Here is a 17,142-nt window from a genome sequence, read left to right as displayed (position 1 = left end):
GAAAACTCCGTTGGCGCGCGGCCTTAGGCCTCGTTGCGACCTCCGTAGCGGCGGACCCGGATGTTGGCCTGCTCGGCATGCCCGTAGAATCCCTCGAGGACACACAGGCGCGAACAGTATTCGCCGATCATGGCGCTCGCTTCGTCGGTCAGGACGCGCTGATAGGTGCAGGTCTTGATGAACTTGCCAACCCACAAACCGCCGGTGTAGCGGGCCGCCTTCTTGGTGGGCAGCGTATGGTTGGTGCCGATGACCTTGTCGCCATAGGCGACATTGGTGCGCGGCCCCAGGAACAGCGCGCCGTAGTTGCGCATGTTGTTCAGGAAGTAGTCCGGATCGCGCGTCATCACCTGCACGTGCTCGGAGGCGATCCGGTCGGCTTCCGTGACCATCTCCTCGTAGGAATCGCACACGATCACCTCGCCATAGTCGGCCCAGGCCTTGGCGGCTATCTCGGCCGTCGGCAGGGTGTTCAGCTGGCGCTCGACCTCCGCCATGGTGTCGCGGGCGAGCTTTTCCGAATTGGTCAGAAGCACCGCCGGGCTCGTCGGGCCGTGCTCGGCCTGGCCGAGCAGGTCGGTCGCGCAGATCTCGCCGTCGACGCTGTCGTCGGCGACCACCAGCGTTTCGGTCGGACCGGCGAACAGGTCGATGCCGATGCGGCCGTAGAGCTGGCGCTTGGCTTCGGCGACAAAGGCGTTGCCGGGGCCGACGAGCATGTCGACGCGGCCGATGGTCTCGGTTCCGAGCGCCATGGCGCCGACGGCCTGGATGCCGCCCAGAACGTAGATCTCGTCGGCGCCGCCCATATGCATGGCGGCGACGATGGCCGGATGGGGCCCGCCCTGGAACGGCGGCGCGCAGGCGATGATCTTCTTCACGCCGGCGACCCTCGCGGTGACCACGCTCATATGCGCGGAGGCGACCATCGGATATTTGCCGCCCGGCACGTAGCAGCCGACCGTCTCGACTGGGATGTTCTTATGGCCAAGCACGACCCCCGGCAGCGTTTCGACCTCGAGATCCTGCAGGCAGGCGCGCTGCTTCTCGGCGAAATTGCGCACCTGCGCCTGGGCGAAACGAATGTCCTCCAGATCCCTCGCCGAGACCTTGGCGATGGCCTTTTCTATGTCGCTGTCGCTCAGCCGGAAGCTTGCCGGCGACCACTTGTCGAAACGCTCCGACAATTCCCGGACGGCGGCGTCGCCCCGTTTCTCGATATCGGCGAGGATCGTCTCGACGGTCGTGCGGACAACCGCGTCGCCCTGGGCGACGGCTTCGGGATCCCTGCCCCGCTTCAGAAAGGTCGGCATTTTCTCATCCTTGTCTTGGGTGGGATGGACGGCAGGATGCCGTCCATCTGTCGCATTGCTGATCGTCAGGGCTTAACCGTCGGCTCGATCTTGGTGAGCTTGTATTCGTCGGCCGGGGCCTTGCAGGACGAGCAGTTGATGCCGGGCGCGTCGGGCGCCTGCTTCACATCCGCCGGCAGCGGCTGGATGGTCGCTCCGGGCGTCGGCTTGCCTTCCAGCGCCGACTGCAGCGACAGTTCCGGCAGAAGCTCGGGATTGAAGACCTCGGTGACGAAGGAAGACGGCACCTTGTCGGTCGGGAAGACATTGCAGCCGTCGGCGAAGGTATCGCCCTTGCAAGGCTTGACCTGATCGGCAGGCACCCACGGCAGCGGGTACTCGATGTTCATCGGCTTCAGCTCGCGCTTCTTGGTCAGGATCTCCATCATCAGCTTGAAGGCGTAGCCGGAAGTGGCGGGCGGCGAGCCGGCCGAGACGCCCTTGAGGCCCATGCCCTGCATCTTCGGATCGGCCAGGCCGAGGCGGAAGCCATCGGAGTTCTCGCCGGTCATCGGCACCAGCTTGTTGCCCTTGTCGAGCTGCGCCTGGATGGCGCCGTATTCGCCGGCCTGGGCCCAGATGCCGTCGACGTCCGGATGCGCGGCGAGCGCCTTGGCCGTCTCCTGCTGCGTGGTGCGGTCATCCCAGTAGGAATAGTATTCGGCGACCACCTTGATGCCGGGATACTGGCTGAAGATGTGCATGGCGCCGTCGGTGTGGCGCTTGTCCACCGAGTTGCCCGGAACGCCGCGGCTGAGGAAGATGTTGCCCTTGCCGCCGAGGATGTTGACCAGCGCCTGGGCGGTGTTCTCGCCGAAGCCAGCGGTGATGTAGCTGACATTGTACGCGCAGGGCTCGGTGACCGTCGCGTCATACATGAAGAAGAGCACGCCCTTCTGGCAACCGCGATGGATGGTGCGGTTCAGCGCCGTCGACGAGATCGGGAAGCTGATGATGCCGTCGGCGCCATCCTGGATCATGCTTTCATAGGCGGAGATCTGCGCCTGCGGATCCGTGCCCGAGATCACCTCCTTCAGTTCCACCGTCTTGTCGTAGGGCGGCGTCTGCGCCAGCGCCTTGACGATGTTCGCGGCCTCCGACTGCCACGAGTTGCCGCTGTAGCTCAGCGACAGGTAGACCTTGAGCTTCTTGTCCTGCGCTTCGGCATGATCGACGACCGTCGCGACGCCCGCGGTCGTGGCAAGCGTCAGCGACGCGGCCAGTCCCAGTCTTTTCAACAGCTTCATTTCCATCAACCTCCCTTTGGAATTTGGCCCTTTCAGGTGCCGGACCAGAGCTTGTGAGAACGTTCTCACAATTGGACAAAAATCATTGGCATGCGGGCGCATGGTCATTTTCCTCGCGTCAGCATCCGGTTTCCGATGTGGGTCAGGAACTCGCCGCGCAGCACCAGCAGCGCTCCGACGATGATTCCACCCTCGATGATGGTGCGCCATCCTTCACTCAGCCCGATGGCGGAGATCATGGTGCCCAGCGTGGTCAAAAGGATCGCGCCGCCGACCGTACCGATGAAGGTTCCGCTGCCGCCGAGGATCGAGGAGCCGCCGATCACGACCGCGGCGATCGAGGGCAGCATGTAGCTGTCGCCCATCCTGAGCGTCGCGCCGTTCGAATAGCCGACCAGCATCATGCCGACGAAGCCGGCGCAGGCGGCGCTGACCGCATAGGGCACGAGTTCGAGCCGGTTGACGCCGACGCCGGCGATAAGTGCTGCGTTCCTGTTGGTGCCGAGCGCGCGAAGCCGGCGTCCGAGCGCGGTGAAGTTCTGCAGGAGCCAGCCGAACAGGATGAAAGCGAGGGTGAAGTAGATGACCACCGGCACGCCGAGGAACCATGCCTTCATCAGCCACAGGAGGGCCGATGGCGAACCGCCGCGCGGCGTGCCGCTGGTATAGCCGAGCGCGACCGAGGCGACGACGATCGAGGTCGCCATCGTCATGATGAAGGGCGGCACCTTCAACCAGACGATGCCGATGCCGCTGACCGCGCCGACCAGGGCGCAGATGGCGAGGATTGCCGGCAACATGTACCAGACGCCGGCATCGCCCGTGCCAACCCAGGTCGTGGTCAGCACGCCGCCAAGCGTGATGAGGGCCGGGATGGAGAGGTCCAGTCCGCCGATCAGGATGACGAGGCCCTGCCCGAAGGACAGGATGATCAGGAACGAGGCGAGGATCAGCACCGTGAGCACCTGGCTCCAGGAGCCGAGCGCCGGACTGATGAAGCGCGAGCAGACAATGAGCACGATGCTCAAGCCGAACACGACGAGCGTGTTCACCGTTTCCCGGTCGAGCTTCTGCCTGCCGCGCTGGTCGGAAGAGGCCTCGGATGGCATCGCTATGTCCTTGTGCGCGTTCACCGGGCGTCGTCCTTCCTGAGCAGGCGCGCCACGGTGTTGCCGAAGACGATCGCGAGCACCAGCACGAAGCCCTGGAAGATGCCGGTGTAAAAAGACGACACGCCGCCCGAGAACAGCACCTTCTGCAGAAGCATGAGCGTGCCGGCGCCGAGGATCGAGCCGACGAGGCTGCCGCGGCCGCCGCTGAGCGGCGTGCCGCCGAGCGCCACGGCGGCAAAGGTGAGCATCAGGAACGGCGTGCCCGCAGTCGGATTGCCGGTGGCGGTCTGGGCGCTCAGCATGAAGCCGGCGACGCCATAGAGGATGCCGGCGCCGACGAAGGCGGTGATGCGAACGCCCGAGACGGCGACGCCGGAGAAACGGGCCGACTGCTCGTCGGCGCCGATGGCATAAAGGCCGATGCCGGTGTTGGTCCGCCGGAAGGCCAGCCACAGCACGATGGCGGCGACCAGGAACAGGCCGGCGATCGGGACGACGCCGAAGAGCGTGTCGGTCAGGGTGTAGGTGACGAAGTCGGCGACCATGCCGCCGGGCGCGTCGAGAATGACCAGCGCCAGCCCCTGGCAGACGATCATGGTGCCCAGCGTCGCCGCGATGGTCTGTAGCCCGAGCCTGGCGACCAGAATGCCGTTGATCATGCCGACGACGGCGCCGATGGCGCAGCACATCAAGAGGCTGACCAGCGCTCCGCCGGGGCCGTCGAGCGGATAGACGGCCATCAGCACGTTGGTCAGCGAGACGACGCCCGCGACGGACAGGTCGAAGCCGCGACTGATGACGACCAGCGTCTCGCCCGCCGCAGCCAGCGCCAGCGGCGTCGAATTGTTGACGAGGTCGGTGAATGTGTAGACCGAGAGCGCATCGGGCTGCCAGAACGCATAAAGAGCGTAGAGCAGCACATAGATCAGCGCGACGATGCCGGTGCCGCTGATGACGGCGCGCCAGAAGGGCGAACGGCGGGGCGCCGGATTTGCAGCGATCGCGCTCATGCCGCCACTCCCGTCTTCGCGCCGCGGGCGTGGCCGATCAGCGCGCCGACAATCGTCTGCTCGTCGATGGCGTCGCCTTGGTACTCGGCGAAGATACGGCCGCCATAGAGCACGATGCAGCGATGCGCGAGGTGGACGAGTTCCGGCAACTCGGATGAATAGAAGAGCACGGAGCCGCCATCGGCGGCGAATTTGCGGATCGCCTCGTAGATCGACTGCTTGGTTCCGACGTCGACGCCGCGCGTCGGATCGAAGAGCAGCAGCGTGCGCGCGCCGGTCATGATGACGCGCGCCAGCAGCGCCTTCTGCTGGTTGCCGCCGGACAACTCGTCGATCTTGAAATGCAGATAGCGTTCCTGCAGGTCGACCACGGCCGCCGTTTCGCGTGCGGCGCGACGCTCGCCGGCCGGCCAGACGATGCCGCCGCGCGCGATGCGGGAGATGATCGGCAGCACCATGTTGCTGGCCGTGGTGAGGCCGGCGAGGATGCCTTCCGACTTGCGGTCCTCGGGCAGGTAGGCGAGGCCGTTGCCGAAATGGAGCGCGGCGCCCGGGCTGGAGATCTGGGCGCGCACGCCGTCGATCTCGACGCTTCCGCCCCTGGCCTTGGCAAGTCCGATCAGCGTCCTGAACAAATCGCGCTGGCCCTGCCCTTCGAGCGCGGCGATGCCGACGATCTCGCCCTGCCTGACATCGAACGACACGTCGCTCAGGATGCCGCCCGAGAGGCCCTTGACGCCGAGCGCGACGGGCGCAGCCTCACCGGTTTTGGGCAGCGCATTGATCGTCTCACGCGCGCTGCGGCCGACCATCATCTCGAAGATGTTCTCGTCCGAGGCGCCCGAAAGCTCGACGGTGCCGATGCTGCGGCCGTTGCGCAGGATGGTGGCGCGCGAGCACAAGGTGCGCACTTCGCCGAGGCGATGGGAAATGTAGAGGATGGCGGTCTGCAGGGTTTTTTGCCGGCGCACGAGCTCGAACAGCCATTCGACGTCGGCCAGTGCCGCCGTCGGCTCGTCGAGGATCAGCAATTTCGCGGCATGGGTGAAGGCGCGGACGATTTCGAGCCGTTGACGGTCCGACAGCGAGAGCACGCCCACCGGCGTGTCGGGATCGAAATGCGCGAGACCATAATCGCTGAGGATCCTGCCGGCGGCGGCCATGGCCGAGCGATGCGACGCGAGGCCGAGCATGCCCCTTGGCATTTTCGGCAGCATCAGATTCTCGGCGATGCTGAGATTGGGCAGCAGGCTGAGCTCCTGGAAAGCCGTCGCCACGCCTTGCATGCGCRCATCGACGATGCCGTGCGGCGTGTAGGGCRAGCCTAAGATCGACATTGATCCGCTGTCCGGCTTCACCACGCCGCTGAGGATCTTCACCAGCGTCGACTTGCCGGCGCCGTTCTCGCCCAGCAGCGCATGGACCTCGCCCGGGCGCAGATCGATGGAAACGGAATCGAGCGCCACGGTCGGCCCGTAGGACTTCGCGATCTTGGCGATGCGGACGGCTAGCCGGGTCTCGTCGGTGCTCATACCTCCTCCCAAGGTAAGGTCGCAGCTGCAGGTGAGAACGTTCTCTGAGAACGTTCTCACCGTTTCACACGAAGCCATGTTCGTTGTCAACGGGGAATCCATCACAGGAATGTTAGAGCCGTTTCAGGCGAACGCGCTCGCGAGACGGACACTCCGTCTATCGAGCCGACGTGCCGTCGGCTATTACCCGTTGCCCCGAAAATGCAGCCGGTAAAATCCTCGAGACCTCCAGTTCCGCGTCGACGGCTTCCACGCCGACCTGCCGGTATCTTCGCCGGACACGACCTGCGTCGTATCCGTCCGCGCAGCCCTTTCCGGGGACGATAGCTTCGCTTGCGAACATCCGTCGAGGCTGGAACCCCCGCGGATGCCCCGCGTTCCCATGAAAACCAGCAGCGATTGCGCTCCACCGATCCGAGGAAGGATCGTCCGTGAATTCCTTCGGGAAGAACGCGATAGAGCACGGAGTTCCAACCATGGCTTTCACGCTTGAGAGTCCAGCCTTTGAAAACGGGCAGACCATTCCCGAGCCCTATGTCCGCAACGGCGGCAACTTGTCTCCTCCGCTGCAGTGGAAGAACGCGCCGGCCGGCACCAGAAGCTTCCTGCTTGTCGTCGAGGACCCCGACGCGCCACGCGGCCTGTTTCGCCATTGGGCGGTCTATGACATCGCCGCCGGGCGGGATCGCCTGCCGGAGGGCACCGCCGGGCCGGAAAGCTTCAGCCAAGGCGTGAACGACTTCGGCAATGCTCATTACGACGGCCCCCAGCCGCCGAAAGGCCATGGCGTCCATCACTATCACTTCCGCCTTTCAGCCCTCGACGTGGAGACGCTGGAAACCGGCGGAGAAACTGGAATAGCCGATCTTCTGGCCCATGCGGGGCCGCGTACGATCGCCACCGCCGACCTCGTCGGCACATATGAAAGCCGCTGATGCGCAAGCTGAAGCGGCTTTCGGCGTTCGCTCATGCCCCGTTCGCATAGGGAGAAAAACAATGCCGGACAAGAAAACCATTGAAAAGGCGCGCAAGGACAAGCGCGAAGGCAAATCGGCAAGCACGCAGGCCGGCGAATTCGTTCACGAAGAAATCGACAAAGTCCGCCAAGGCAAGCACGGCGCCCGCTCCACCAAGCAGGCGATAGCCATCGGCCTTTCGGAGGCGCGTCGCGCGGGTGTCGACCTGCCGCCCCCCAAGAAAGGCGACGTGAAGGAAACCACGCGCAAGAGCGCCAAATACGCTTACGAGGCAGGCCAGGGCGAACGCAAGCCGAAGCGCCAGCCGAAGGTCTCGAAGGCGGTGTCGAAAGTSCTCGAGGACGAGCCGAAAAGCACCGTCTCCCGCAAGGCCCTGTCGCGACAGACCAAGAGCGCCGCATCCAGCCGCACGGCCGCAGAGCGATCGGCGGCGGCCAGGAAAGCCGCGCAGACCAAAGGCGCTGCCGGACGATCGGCAGCGGCGCGCAAGGCAGCCAGAACCCGCGCCGAGCGCGGTTAGCCGCAGTTGCAGGACGAGGAGCGGACCAGTTGACCGGGTTCCTGCGTCAGGCTGCACCGGCCACAAGATGCCTTCGCGTCAAGGCCCGTCATACGGGCTGGGGCGCCGCTCAGCGTGAACAGCGGTGACTTCGGCTATACGAAACTTCGATCAAGAAGGACTGTTTGGTGGAGCCAATCGGAATCGAACCGACGACCTCTTGAATGCCATTCAAGCGCTCTCCCAACTGAGCTATGGCCCCACTCCCGGCAGTCAGCCGGCGCCGTTTCCGGCGAAGAGATCCGGCACGGTTGGGACCGCGCCGTTGTTTAGTGCTGGCGGCTTCTAGCGCCGCCTTCGGTCAAGATCAAGCCTTGAAAGACCGCTTTTTCGTCACAGGCGAAAATGGCCGGCAAACAATCAGAATCAGACCTCGTCCTCGTCGTCGCCGACGCCGATCATGTCGGAGACGTCGTCGTCTTCTTCTTCTTCGTCGGCAAGGAAGGTGTCGTCGTCATCGTCGCCGAGATCGACATCGTCATCCTCATCGTCGCCGAGATCGGGAAGATCGTCGCCGCCGCCCTTGGCCTCGTCATCGGCTTCTTCGAGCGAGACGACTTCGGCGCCTTCTTCCTCGTCGCCGTCCAGTTCCTTGTCGGCGACTTCCTCATCTTCCTCGAGGGCGGAAATCTTGCCTTCGTCGAAATAGGAGCGCGGATAGCTCTTGCCGGTGTAGGGCGAAACGATCGGGTCCTTGTTCAGGTCGTAGAATTTCCGACCCGTTTCGGGGTCGACACGCTTGGTGCCAAGTTCAGCTTTTGCCACAGCAGGCCTCGTCAAAAAAAGAATGGTCCCCATAACCGCAGTTTTCCGCGCTGTCAAAGCCAAAAGACATGTGCGCGAAACCCGCTTTTCAAAGGCTTGCGCCAAGGGGATGACCATTGCCGCGCGCCGTGATACGAGACCGCCGCACCATGACGAACCGGGCCGGCCAGCCGGCATTTCATTTGGACGACAAAATGTCTCATTCCGCCGCCGCTAAACCAGCCACGGCCCGCAAATCCCCTGCCCTTGCCGGCACCGCGCGCGTGCCGGGCGACAAATCGATCTCGCACCGCTCCTTCATGTTCGGCGGCCTTGCCTCCGGCGAGACGCGCATCACCGGCCTGCTCGAAGGCGAGGACGTGATGCGCACCGGGGCCGCCATGAAGGCGATGGGCGCACATATCGAAAAGAAGGACGGCGAATGGGTGATCCGCGGCACCGGCAACGGCGCGCTGCTGCAACCGGAAGGCCCGCTCGATTTCGGCAATGCCGGCACCGGCTCGCGCCTCACCATGGGCCTCGTCGGCACCTATGACATGGAGACCACCTTCATTGGCGACGCCTCGCTCTCCGGCCGGCCGATGGGCCGCGTGCTCGACCCGCTGCGCCAGATGGGCGTGCAGGTGCTGAAGGCGGCGCCGGGCGACCGCATGCCGATCACGCTGCGCGGCCCGAAGCACGCCGCGCCGATCACCTATCGCGTGCCGATGGCGTCGGYCCAGGTGAAGTCGGCGGTCCTGCTTGCCGGCTTGAACACGCCGGGCATCACCACGGTGATCGAACCAGTGATGACGCGCGATCATACCGAAAAGATGCTGAAAGGTTTTGGCGCCAACCTGACCGTCGAGACCGATGAGCGCGGCGTGCGCCACATCTTCATCGAGGGCCAGGGCAAGCTCACCGGGCAGACGATCGCCGTGCCGGGCGATCCCTCCTCCGCCGGCTTCCCGCTGGTCGCGGCGCTGATCGTGCCGGGCTCGGATGTTACAATCGAGAACGTGCTGATGAACCCGACCCGCACCGGGCTGCTGCTGACGCTGCAGGAAATGGGCGGGCGTATCGACATCCTCAACCCGCGCAATGCCGGCGGCGAGGACGTGGCGGACCTGCGTGTGCGTTATTCAGAGCTGAAAGGCGTGGTGGTGCCGCCCGAGCGGGCGCCGTCGATGATCGACGAGTACCCGGTGCTGGCCGTGGCCGCGAGCTTCGCCGAGGGCGAGACGTTGATGCAGGGGCTGGAGGAATTGCGCGTCAAGGAATCCGACCGGCTCGCGGCGGTCGCCAACGGGCTCAAGCTCAACGGCGTCGACTGCACCGAGGGCGAGGCTTCGCTCGCCGTGCGCGGCAAGCCCGGCGGCAAGGGCCTGGGCGCTCATCCGAACGGCCAGGACACAGTGGTGAAGACGCATCTCGATCACCGCATCGCCATGAGTTTTCTGGTTATGGGGCTGGCGACGGAAAAGCCGGTGACCATCGACGACGCCAACATGATCGCGACGAGCTTTCCGGAGTTCATGGGGCTGATGAAGGGGCTGGGCGCGGAGATCGAGTGATTGTCGATGGGTTGGAGCCGAACTGAGATGCTGGCGGGACAGCACCCCTCTCTGTCCTGCCGGACATCTCCCCCGCAAGGGGGGAGATCAGCCGGCACGCGGGCTTTCGCCAATCGCCAACGTCGCAGGATTGAGCAGGGCGCGGCAACCGCCAATCTCCCCCCTTGCGGGGGAGATGTCCGGCAGGACAGAGGGGGGTGTGAAGGAACGCGGCGCTCGCTCCTTTCGGCAAAGGCGAACTGCCAATGACCCACACCTTCACCATCGCCATCGACGGACCCGCAGGCGCGGGCAAGGGCACGCTTGCCCGGCGGCTCTCCGACCACTATCGCCTGAACCTGCTCGACACCGGCCTCACCTACCGCGCCGTGGCCCACAAGCTGCTGGAACTCGGCCTGCCGCTCGACAATGTCTCGGCGGCGGAAACCGCGGCGCGCCAGGTCGACCTCTCGAACCTCGACCGCACTGTGCTTTCTGCACATGCGGTTGGCGAAGCGGCTTCGAAGGTCGCGGTCATTCCCACGGTGCGGCGCATCCTGGTCGAGAAGCAGCGGGCCTTTGCCAAGGCGCCGCCGGGTGCCGTGCTCGACGGCCGCGACATCGGCACGGTCGTGTGCCCGGACGCCGACATCAAGCTCTATGTCACAGCGAGCGCCGAGGTGCGTGCCCGGCGCCGGCTGGCCGAGATCGAGAGCATGGGCGGCAGCGCCGACCTCGCCACCATCCTCGCCGACATCGAGCGGCGCGACGAACGCGACATGGGCCGCGCCGACTCGCCGTTGAAGCCGGCGGCGGACGCGCACTTGCTTGATACCAGCGAAATGGCTATAGAGGCCGCGTTTCTGGCGGCGATGGCGATCGTTGACGAGGCCCTTGCCAAGAGAAACAAGGCCTGATCAGGCGTTTTCGGTTGCCGTCGGCGGCGAAAATACCCATATCGGGCATGAACCAGCCTGCCAGCATTCTTCATGCGCCGGACTTGCCGCTCCGATAGCGGCCAAGGGCTCTTCAGCCCGGAACGCCGGCAGGCTCACGCAACGCTAACCCACGGCGCCCGCTCCGCCAGCGCGCGGAGCATTCCAGGAGAAACAATGTCAGTAGCTAATCCGTCTCGCGACGATTTCGCGAGCATGCTCGAAGAATCATTCACCGCCGGCCATTCCGGCGAGGGCCAGGTTGTCCGGGGCACGATCACCGCGATCGAAAAGGACATGGCCATCATCGACGTCGGCCTCAAGGTCGAAGGCCGCGTGCCGCTGAAGGAATTCGGCGCCAAGGGCAAGGACTCCTCCCTCAAGGTCGGCGACACCGTCGAAGTCTATGTCGAGCGCATCGAGAACGCGCTTGGCGAAGCCATGCTGTCGCGCGAGAAGGCTCGCCGCGAGGAGAGCTGGGTGCGCCTCGAAGAGAAGTTCACCAAGGGTGAGCGCGTCGAAGGCGTCATCTTCAACCAGGTCAAGGGCGGCTTCACCGTCGACCTCGACGGCGCCGTGGCGTTCCTGCCGCGCAGCCAGGTCGATATCCGCCCGATCCGCGACGTCACCCCGCTGATGCACAACCCGCAGCCCTTCGAGATCCTCAAGATGGATCGCCGCCGCGGCAACATCGTGGTGTCGCGCCGCACCGTGCTCGAGGAGAGCCGCGCCGAACAGCGTTCGGAAATCGTGCAGAACCTCGAGGAAGGCCAGGTGGTCGAAGGCGTGGTCAAGAACATCACCGATTACGGTGCGTTCGTCGACCTTGGCGGCATCGACGGCCTGCTGCATGTCACCGACATGGCATGGCGCCGCGTCAACCATCCGACCGAGATCCTCAACATCGGCCAGACGGTCAAGGTGCAGATCATCCGCATCAACCAGGAAACCCACCGCATCTCGCTCGGCATGAAGCAGCTCGAGTCGGATCCGTGGTCGGATATCGGCACCAAGTTCCCGATCGGCAAGAAGATCAAGGGCACCGTCACCAACATCACCGACTACGGCGCGTTCGTCGAGCTGGAGCCGGGCATCGAGGGCCTCATCCACGTTTCGGAAATGTCGTGGACGAAGAAGAACGTGCACCCCGGCAAGATCCTGTCGACAACGCAGGAAGTCGACGTGGTGGTGCTCGAGGTCGATCCGGCCAAGCGCCGCATCTCGCTCGGTCTCAAGCAGACGCTGGAGAACCCGTGGGAAGCCTTCGCGCGCAACCATCCGGTCGGCAGCCAGGTCGAGGGCGAGGTCAAGAACAAGACCGAGTTCGGCCTGTTCATCGGCCTGGAAGGCGACGTGGACGGCATGGTGCACCTCTCCGACCTCGACTGGACCCGTCCGGGCGAGCAGGTCATCGAAGAGTACAATCGCGGCGACATGGTCAAGGCGCAGGTGCTCGACGTCGACATCGAGAAGGAGCGCATCTCGCTCGGCATCAAGCAGTTGGCCCGTGACACGGTCGGCGAAGCGGCCAACAGCGGCGAGCTGCGCAAGAACGCCGTCGTCACCTGCGAGGTCATCGGCGTGAAGGATGGCGGTCTGGACGTGCGGCTGGTCGACAGCGGCATCGAGACCTTCATCAAGCGTTCCGACCTCTCGCGCGACCGCGACGAGCAGCGCCCCGAGCGCTTCACCGTCGGCCAGAAGGTCGACGCCCGTGTCATCGCCTTCGACAAGAAGACCCGCAAGCTGCAGGTCTCGATCAAGGCGCTGGAAATCGCCGAGGAGAAGGAAGCGGTCGCCCAGTACGGCTCGACCGACTCCGGCGCGTCGCTCGGCGACATCCTGGGCGCGGCGCTGAAGAAGCAGGGCAATTAAGCCAAGCCTCTTCCAGCCGAACAACAAAAACCCCGCCGGAGCGATCCGGCGGGGTTTTTCTTTGTCGGGATATCAGAGCAATTCCAGGAAAGTGTCAGCGGTTTTCCGTCCGGAATTGCGTAAGATAAGAGATAGCCGTCAGGCGCGGCCGTAGAGCGGAACCAGCGTGCCGCTCATGGCCTGGTTGGCAGGCGAGGCGAGGTAGGCGATCGCTTCGGCCGCGGCCTCGAGGCTGACCCATTTGCTGAAATCGGCGTCCGGCATGCTGTCGCGATTGGCCTGCGTGTCGAGCGTCGAGGGGGCCACCGCATTGACCAGGATGCCCTTGTGCTTCAACTCCTCGGCCATCGCCACGGTCATGGCCGCGACCGCCGCCTTGCTCGCCGTATAGGCGACCATGCCCGAACCCTTGCGCGGTTCCAGCGCCGCCCGCGCGGTGACGTTGACGACGCGGCCGGCGGTGTTGGACGCCAGCATCGAGCGCACCGCGGCGCGGCTGCACAGGAAGGCCGTGCGAGCGTTGGTGTCCATCATCTCGGCGAAGGAAGCCGACTCGATCTTCTCGACCGGCGCCATGGTGAAGCCGCCGGCAAGATGGATAGAGGCCCAGAGCTCGGGCACCTGATGGTAGAAAGCTTCGACCTTGGCCGAATCCGACAGGTCGACATTGTGCGCCAGATGCACGCTGGCATGAGCCGCGTAAGGAAAATGCGGCGGGGCCGCCGCGTGGGCATTGGGCACGTGGCAGATCGCGCCTTGCTCCAGCAACCTGCCGACAACCGCGCCGCCGAGCGCCCCAGTGCCGCCCGTCACCACGACATGCCTGCCATTCAGCGTTTCCGTCATACTTAGACCGCTCCTGTCATTTTTTTATGATTATATCTTGGGTTATGCCGCCCCAGGCTCGAACGTCGCGCCTTTCGCGCTGTCACTCAATTGAAATATCGACATGGCTGGCGCAGCGTCTTTGCATGCGTCGGACCACGGCGGGCGACGCCAATTGCCGGGCAGCGCATGGTCCAAACAACGGTCAGTCGACGGCGATTTCGATGACGCGCGGCTTGGCGGCCGCGCGCGCGCGCTTCAGCGCCTCGGCAAGACCGCCAACCCCGGTCAAGCGCTCGGCCCCGATGCCGTAGGCCTCGGCGAGCTTGCAGAAATCCGGCGGTGCCGGCGACACGCCGACCGGCTCGACGCCGACATCGAGCATCGAGGTCTCGATCTCGCGATAGCCGCGATTGTTCCAGACGACGAAGATCACCGGCGTTTCGGCATCGAGCGCGGCGCCGATCTCCGGCAGGGTGAACTGGAAGCCGCCGTCGCCGGTGAGGCACACCACGGGCGCTTGCGGAACGGCGAGTGCCGCGCCGATCGCCGCCGGCGGACCGTAGCCCAGCGCACCGAAACCGGTCGCGGCGTTGAACCAGCCGCCGGGACGGTCGTGGTCGTAATAGAGGTTGGCGGCGTAGATCGGCTGGGTCGAGTCGCCGACGATGATGGCGCTCGGCAGCGCGTCGCGGATCATCTCCACGGCATGAACCTGCGCCAGGTACTCGGGCTTCAGCTCGGCCCGCGCTGCCTTCCGCGCGGCGGCCGCGCGGGCTTCGCCGTCTTTGGCTGCAGGATGACCCGGCCCGATTGCCGTGAGCAAAGCCTCGATGCCTTCGGCGCAATCGGCCTGGATGCCTACCGTCAGCGGCCGGCGCGCGATCTGGTCGGCGCCGATATCGATGCGGATCAGGTTCCTGGGCAGCACGAAGCCGCCGTCGCCATAGCCGTCATAGTCGGTCGGGCCGAATTCGGTGCCGGCCGCGATCACCAGATCGGCGTCCGCCATCAGCGCGCGCACCGCCTTCAGGCTGGGGCTGGCCGGCACGCAGAGCGGGTGGCCGTGCAGCAGGCCGCGCGCGTTGGCCGTCTCGACCACGGGAGCGCCAAGCGTCTCGGCCAGACGCCGCAGCGCCGCGTCGGCCTTCCTGGCGCCGCCGCCGGCAAGGATCAGCGGCCGGCGCGCCGCCGTGATGAGCTTCGCCCCTTCGGCGATCGCCGCAGGGGCCGGAGCGGGCGGCGCGGCGTTGCTCAGCGCCGCCGCTATGCCGTCGGCGGGCTTGACCATGACATCGGTGGGAATCTCGATATGGACCGGGCCCGGGCGTGACGAGGAGAAAACCGTGAAGGCGCGGGCGAGAGCGCCCGGCAGTTGCCCGGCCTCGCTGATGCGTTCGGAAGACAGCGCGACCTTTTCCATCATACCACGCTGGTCGGGCAGCTCATGCAGGAAGCCCAGCCCCTTGCCCAGCGTATCGGTGGCGTTGACGCCGGAGATCACCAGCATCGGCACTGAATCGGCGCGCGCCTGACCCATGGCGGTGATGGTGTTGGTCAGCCCCGGCCCGGTGATGACGAAGGCGACGCCGGGCCGGCCGCCGGCGCGCGCATAGCCGTCGGCCATGAAGCCGGCTCCCTGCTCGTGGCGCGGCGTGACATGGCGGATCTTCGAGCGCGCCAGGCCGCGATAGAGCTCGACGGTATGCACGCCCGGAATGCCGAAGACAGTGTCGACGCCATGCGCCTCGAGCAGGGTGATCAGCGCTTCGCCGACGGTGGTCATTGATCTTCTCCCCTTTCCTGCACGAGGCCGAGCTCGGCCTCGACGGCCTTGATGCCGATCGCCGCCAATTCGCCGGGCGAGAACATCTCGCCGGCCAGGCAGCCTTCGATCCAGAGCCCGTCGATGATCGCGTTGATGGCGATGGCATGATGGCRCAGCTCGGCCGCGTCCGGCTTGCGCCGCTCGGCGGCGAGCACCTCGGCCACGACGGCTTCCACCTCGTTGCGAAAGCCGAGATAGCCTTCGCGATGGGCGCGGGCGAGCGTCGGATCCGCGCCGGCGCGGCCGATGAAGGTCGCCCAGAGCGAGAACACCCGCTGGTCGATGATCGGCGCATTGAGATTGGCGGTGACGAAGGCGGCAAGGCGCTGGCGCGGCGAGRCATCTTCCATGGCCAATGCCGCTTTCGCCTGCTCGGTCATGCGGCTCATCAATGCTGCATAGGCCTCCTGCAGCAAATCCTCCTTGCCGGGGAAATAGTGCCGGATCAGCCCGGCGGTGACGCCGGCGCGCAAGGCGATGGTGCGCACGGTGGCGCCCTCGAGGCCGTGTTCGGCCACGCTGTCCAGGGTGGCATCGATCAGGTCCTGCCGCCGCCGCTCCTCACCCTCGCGGCGGAACTTGCGGCGCGCATTCATTGGCGCAGGATCGGCCGCGTCAGGCATGTCGGGCCGCCTTCGCAGGCGATACAGAGCGCATCCGCCTCGAAGATTTCGACCGTGCAGCCGGCGGCTTCCATGGCAGCTTTGGTCCTGGGAAAGCCAGCCACGGCGATGACCTTGCGCGGGCTGGTCGGCAGCACGTTCAGGCTGAGGCCATTGGAGGCGGCGAACTCTTGCGGGTCGCCTTCGACCAGGCGGATGCCGCGCCCCTTCAGCATCTGGTAGAACGGGGCCGGCAACAGCGGCGAATAGACCAGCGCAAGGTCGTCGGCCAACGGGCTGATCACCGACATCAGATGCAGGCATGCCTCTTCGCCCTGCCACAGCGGCAGATCGAAACCGTAGACGGAAATGCCGAGCGGCGTCAGCAGGTTGGCAACCTGCTGGATGCCTTCCTGGTTGGTGCGCCCGCCGCGCCCGATCGCCAGCGTGCGGGCATCCAGCCATACACAGTCGCCGCCTTCGACCTGGCCGGGCGCCTCGACGCGGCCGAGGATCGGAATGCCCAGGGTTCTGTAGGTTTCCTCATGCAGCGAGGGCTCCTTGGCGCGCAAGGGCTTGCCCATGGACAGGATCAGCGCGCCACGGTCGGTCATCAACGACGGGTCATGCGTGAACACCGAATCCGAAAGGCCGTCGGCCTTGTCCTCGATCCATTCGATCTCGGCGCCGGAAGCCGCCACGAGATCGGCAAGGAGCGCATGCTGCGCGGCAGCTTTCGCCGGGTTGAACCCCGGGCCATAGTGCCATTGAGCCCTGTCGGCGTCGCGCATGGCGTTGGCCGCCGAACGCATCAGCACGCGCCGCAGCGGCGCCGCCATGGACTGTGATCCGAAAGCGCTCATCGATGCCCTTCTAAGATGAAAAAAAGCGAAAAAATTTCATGAGAGGCTATTTATACACTTGCACAACAACGCCGCAAGTGCCGTAATGAGCGGGATTGACGGGCTCGCGCTGTCGAGTCCATGCTGAA

At 65.3% G+C, this 17,142-nt stretch carries 15 protein-coding genes and 1 tRNA gene; 5 read left to right on the top strand and 11 right to left on the bottom strand.

All coding sequences use genetic code 11. The features are described 5' to 3' along the window. Positions 1–23 precede the first annotated feature (23 nt). From hisD to LCM4577_RS03080, 5 genes are all read right to left on the bottom strand, one after another. Positions 24–1,313, bottom strand: coding sequence for a histidinol dehydrogenase (gene hisD, locus LCM4577_RS03100; protein ID WP_071069543.1), 1,290 nt, complete (start codon positions 1,311–1,313; stop codon positions 24–26). A gap of 65 nt (positions 1,314–1,378) precedes the next feature. After that, positions 1,379–2,599, bottom strand: coding sequence for a sugar ABC transporter substrate-binding protein (locus LCM4577_RS03095; protein WP_116389977.1), 1,221 nt, complete (start codon positions 2,597–2,599; stop codon positions 1,379–1,381). Between the two features lie 104 nt (positions 2,600–2,703). Beyond that, complete coding sequence (locus tag LCM4577_RS03090) at positions 2,704–3,732, bottom strand: ABC transporter permease (protein WP_052468575.1); 1,029 nt, start codon at positions 3,730–3,732, stop codon at positions 2,704–2,706. Then, positions 3,729–4,721 (bottom strand): ABC transporter permease, encoded by a 993-nt coding sequence (locus tag LCM4577_RS03085; RefSeq protein WP_052458157.1) that lies wholly within the window; start codon positions 4,719–4,721, stop codon positions 3,729–3,731. Before LCM4577_RS03085 ends, LCM4577_RS03090 begins: the two co-directional genes overlap by 4 nt. Further along, positions 4,718–6,253 (bottom strand): sugar ABC transporter ATP-binding protein, encoded by a 1,536-nt coding sequence (locus LCM4577_RS03080; protein WP_071069541.1) that lies wholly within the window; start codon positions 6,251–6,253, stop codon positions 4,718–4,720. Before LCM4577_RS03080 ends, LCM4577_RS03085 begins: the two co-directional genes overlap by 4 nt. 476 nt (positions 6,254–6,729) lie before the next feature. Here LCM4577_RS03080 and LCM4577_RS03075 point away from each other — a divergent pair, with 476 nt between their 5' ends. Both LCM4577_RS03075 and LCM4577_RS03070 read left to right on the top strand, forming a co-directional pair. Beyond that, positions 6,730–7,188: a YbhB/YbcL family Raf kinase inhibitor-like protein gene (locus tag LCM4577_RS03075; protein WP_071069539.1), complete on the top strand. Its 459-nt coding sequence runs from the start codon at positions 6,730–6,732 to the stop codon at positions 7,186–7,188. A 61-nt stretch (positions 7,189–7,249) separates the two neighbouring features. Continuing rightward, a complete protein-coding gene (locus LCM4577_RS03070) occupies positions 7,250–7,750 on the top strand; it encodes a DUF6496 domain-containing protein (protein WP_041001102.1) in 501 nt (166 codons plus the stop codon). Between the two features lie 165 nt (positions 7,751–7,915). Here the strand turns inward: LCM4577_RS03070 and LCM4577_RS03065 are convergent. Both LCM4577_RS03065 and LCM4577_RS03060 read right to left on the bottom strand, forming a co-directional pair. Beyond that, positions 7,916–7,991 (bottom strand) — tRNA-Ala (locus LCM4577_RS03065). A gap of 164 nt (positions 7,992–8,155) precedes the next feature. Continuing rightward, the gene (locus LCM4577_RS03060; protein ID WP_071036499.1) at positions 8,156–8,554 is read right to left on the bottom strand and encodes a TIGR02300 family protein; all 399 of its coding nucleotides are present in this window, start codon (positions 8,552–8,554) and stop codon (positions 8,156–8,158) included. Positions 8,555–8,748: 194 nt separating this feature from the next. Between LCM4577_RS03060 and aroA the strand changes: the two genes are divergently transcribed. The 3 genes from aroA (at position 8,749) to rpsA (ending at position 12,896) form a co-directional block, all read left to right on the top strand. Then, complete coding sequence (gene aroA, locus LCM4577_RS03055) at positions 8,749–10,107, top strand: 3-phosphoshikimate 1-carboxyvinyltransferase (RefSeq protein WP_071069874.1); 1,359 nt, start codon at positions 8,749–8,751, stop codon at positions 10,105–10,107. A gap of 245 nt (positions 10,108–10,352) precedes the next feature. Further along, positions 10,353–11,003, top strand: a complete 651-nt coding sequence (gene cmk, locus LCM4577_RS03050) for a (d)CMP kinase (RefSeq protein ID WP_071036500.1) — start codon at positions 10,353–10,355, stop codon at positions 11,001–11,003. 195 nt (positions 11,004–11,198) lie between these two features. Further along, entirely contained in the window at positions 11,199–12,896 is a 1,698-nt protein-coding gene (gene rpsA / locus LCM4577_RS03045) for a 30S ribosomal protein S1 (protein WP_040988866.1), read from the top strand. A gap of 138 nt (positions 12,897–13,034) precedes the next feature. Here the strand turns inward: rpsA and LCM4577_RS03040 are convergent, their stop codons facing one another. The 4 genes from LCM4577_RS03040 to LCM4577_RS03025 all read right to left on the bottom strand — a co-directional run bounded on the left by LCM4577_RS03040 (position 13,035) and on the right by LCM4577_RS03025 (position 17,014). Continuing rightward, positions 13,035–13,742, bottom strand: coding sequence for an SDR family NAD(P)-dependent oxidoreductase (locus LCM4577_RS03040; RefSeq protein ID WP_041001094.1), 708 nt, complete (start codon positions 13,740–13,742; stop codon positions 13,035–13,037). Positions 13,743–13,926: 184 nt separating this feature from the next. Continuing rightward, complete coding sequence (locus LCM4577_RS03035; RefSeq protein WP_071036503.1) at positions 13,927–15,507, bottom strand: 5-guanidino-2-oxopentanoate decarboxylase; 1,581 nt, start codon at positions 15,505–15,507, stop codon at positions 13,927–13,929. Beyond that, a complete protein-coding gene (locus LCM4577_RS03030; protein WP_071069538.1) occupies positions 15,504–16,172 on the bottom strand; it encodes a TetR family transcriptional regulator C-terminal domain-containing protein in 669 nt (222 codons plus the stop codon). The genes LCM4577_RS03035 and LCM4577_RS03030 overlap by 4 nt, the downstream gene beginning before the upstream one ends. Beyond that, on the bottom strand, positions 16,142–17,014 hold the full coding sequence (locus LCM4577_RS03025) for a dimethylarginine dimethylaminohydrolase family protein (RefSeq protein ID WP_071069536.1): 873 nt from the start codon (positions 17,012–17,014) through the stop codon (positions 16,142–16,144). Before LCM4577_RS03025 ends, LCM4577_RS03030 begins: the two co-directional genes overlap by 31 nt. Positions 17,015–17,142 lie beyond the last annotated feature (128 nt).

It is taken from the genome of Mesorhizobium sp. LCM 4577 (assembly GCF_001854795.2).
Lineage (GTDB): Bacteria > Pseudomonadota > Alphaproteobacteria > Rhizobiales > Rhizobiaceae > Mesorhizobium > Mesorhizobium plurifarium.
The sequence above is the reverse complement of the archived record's forward strand: the minus strand, read 5'-3'. Positions and strand labels throughout refer to the sequence as shown.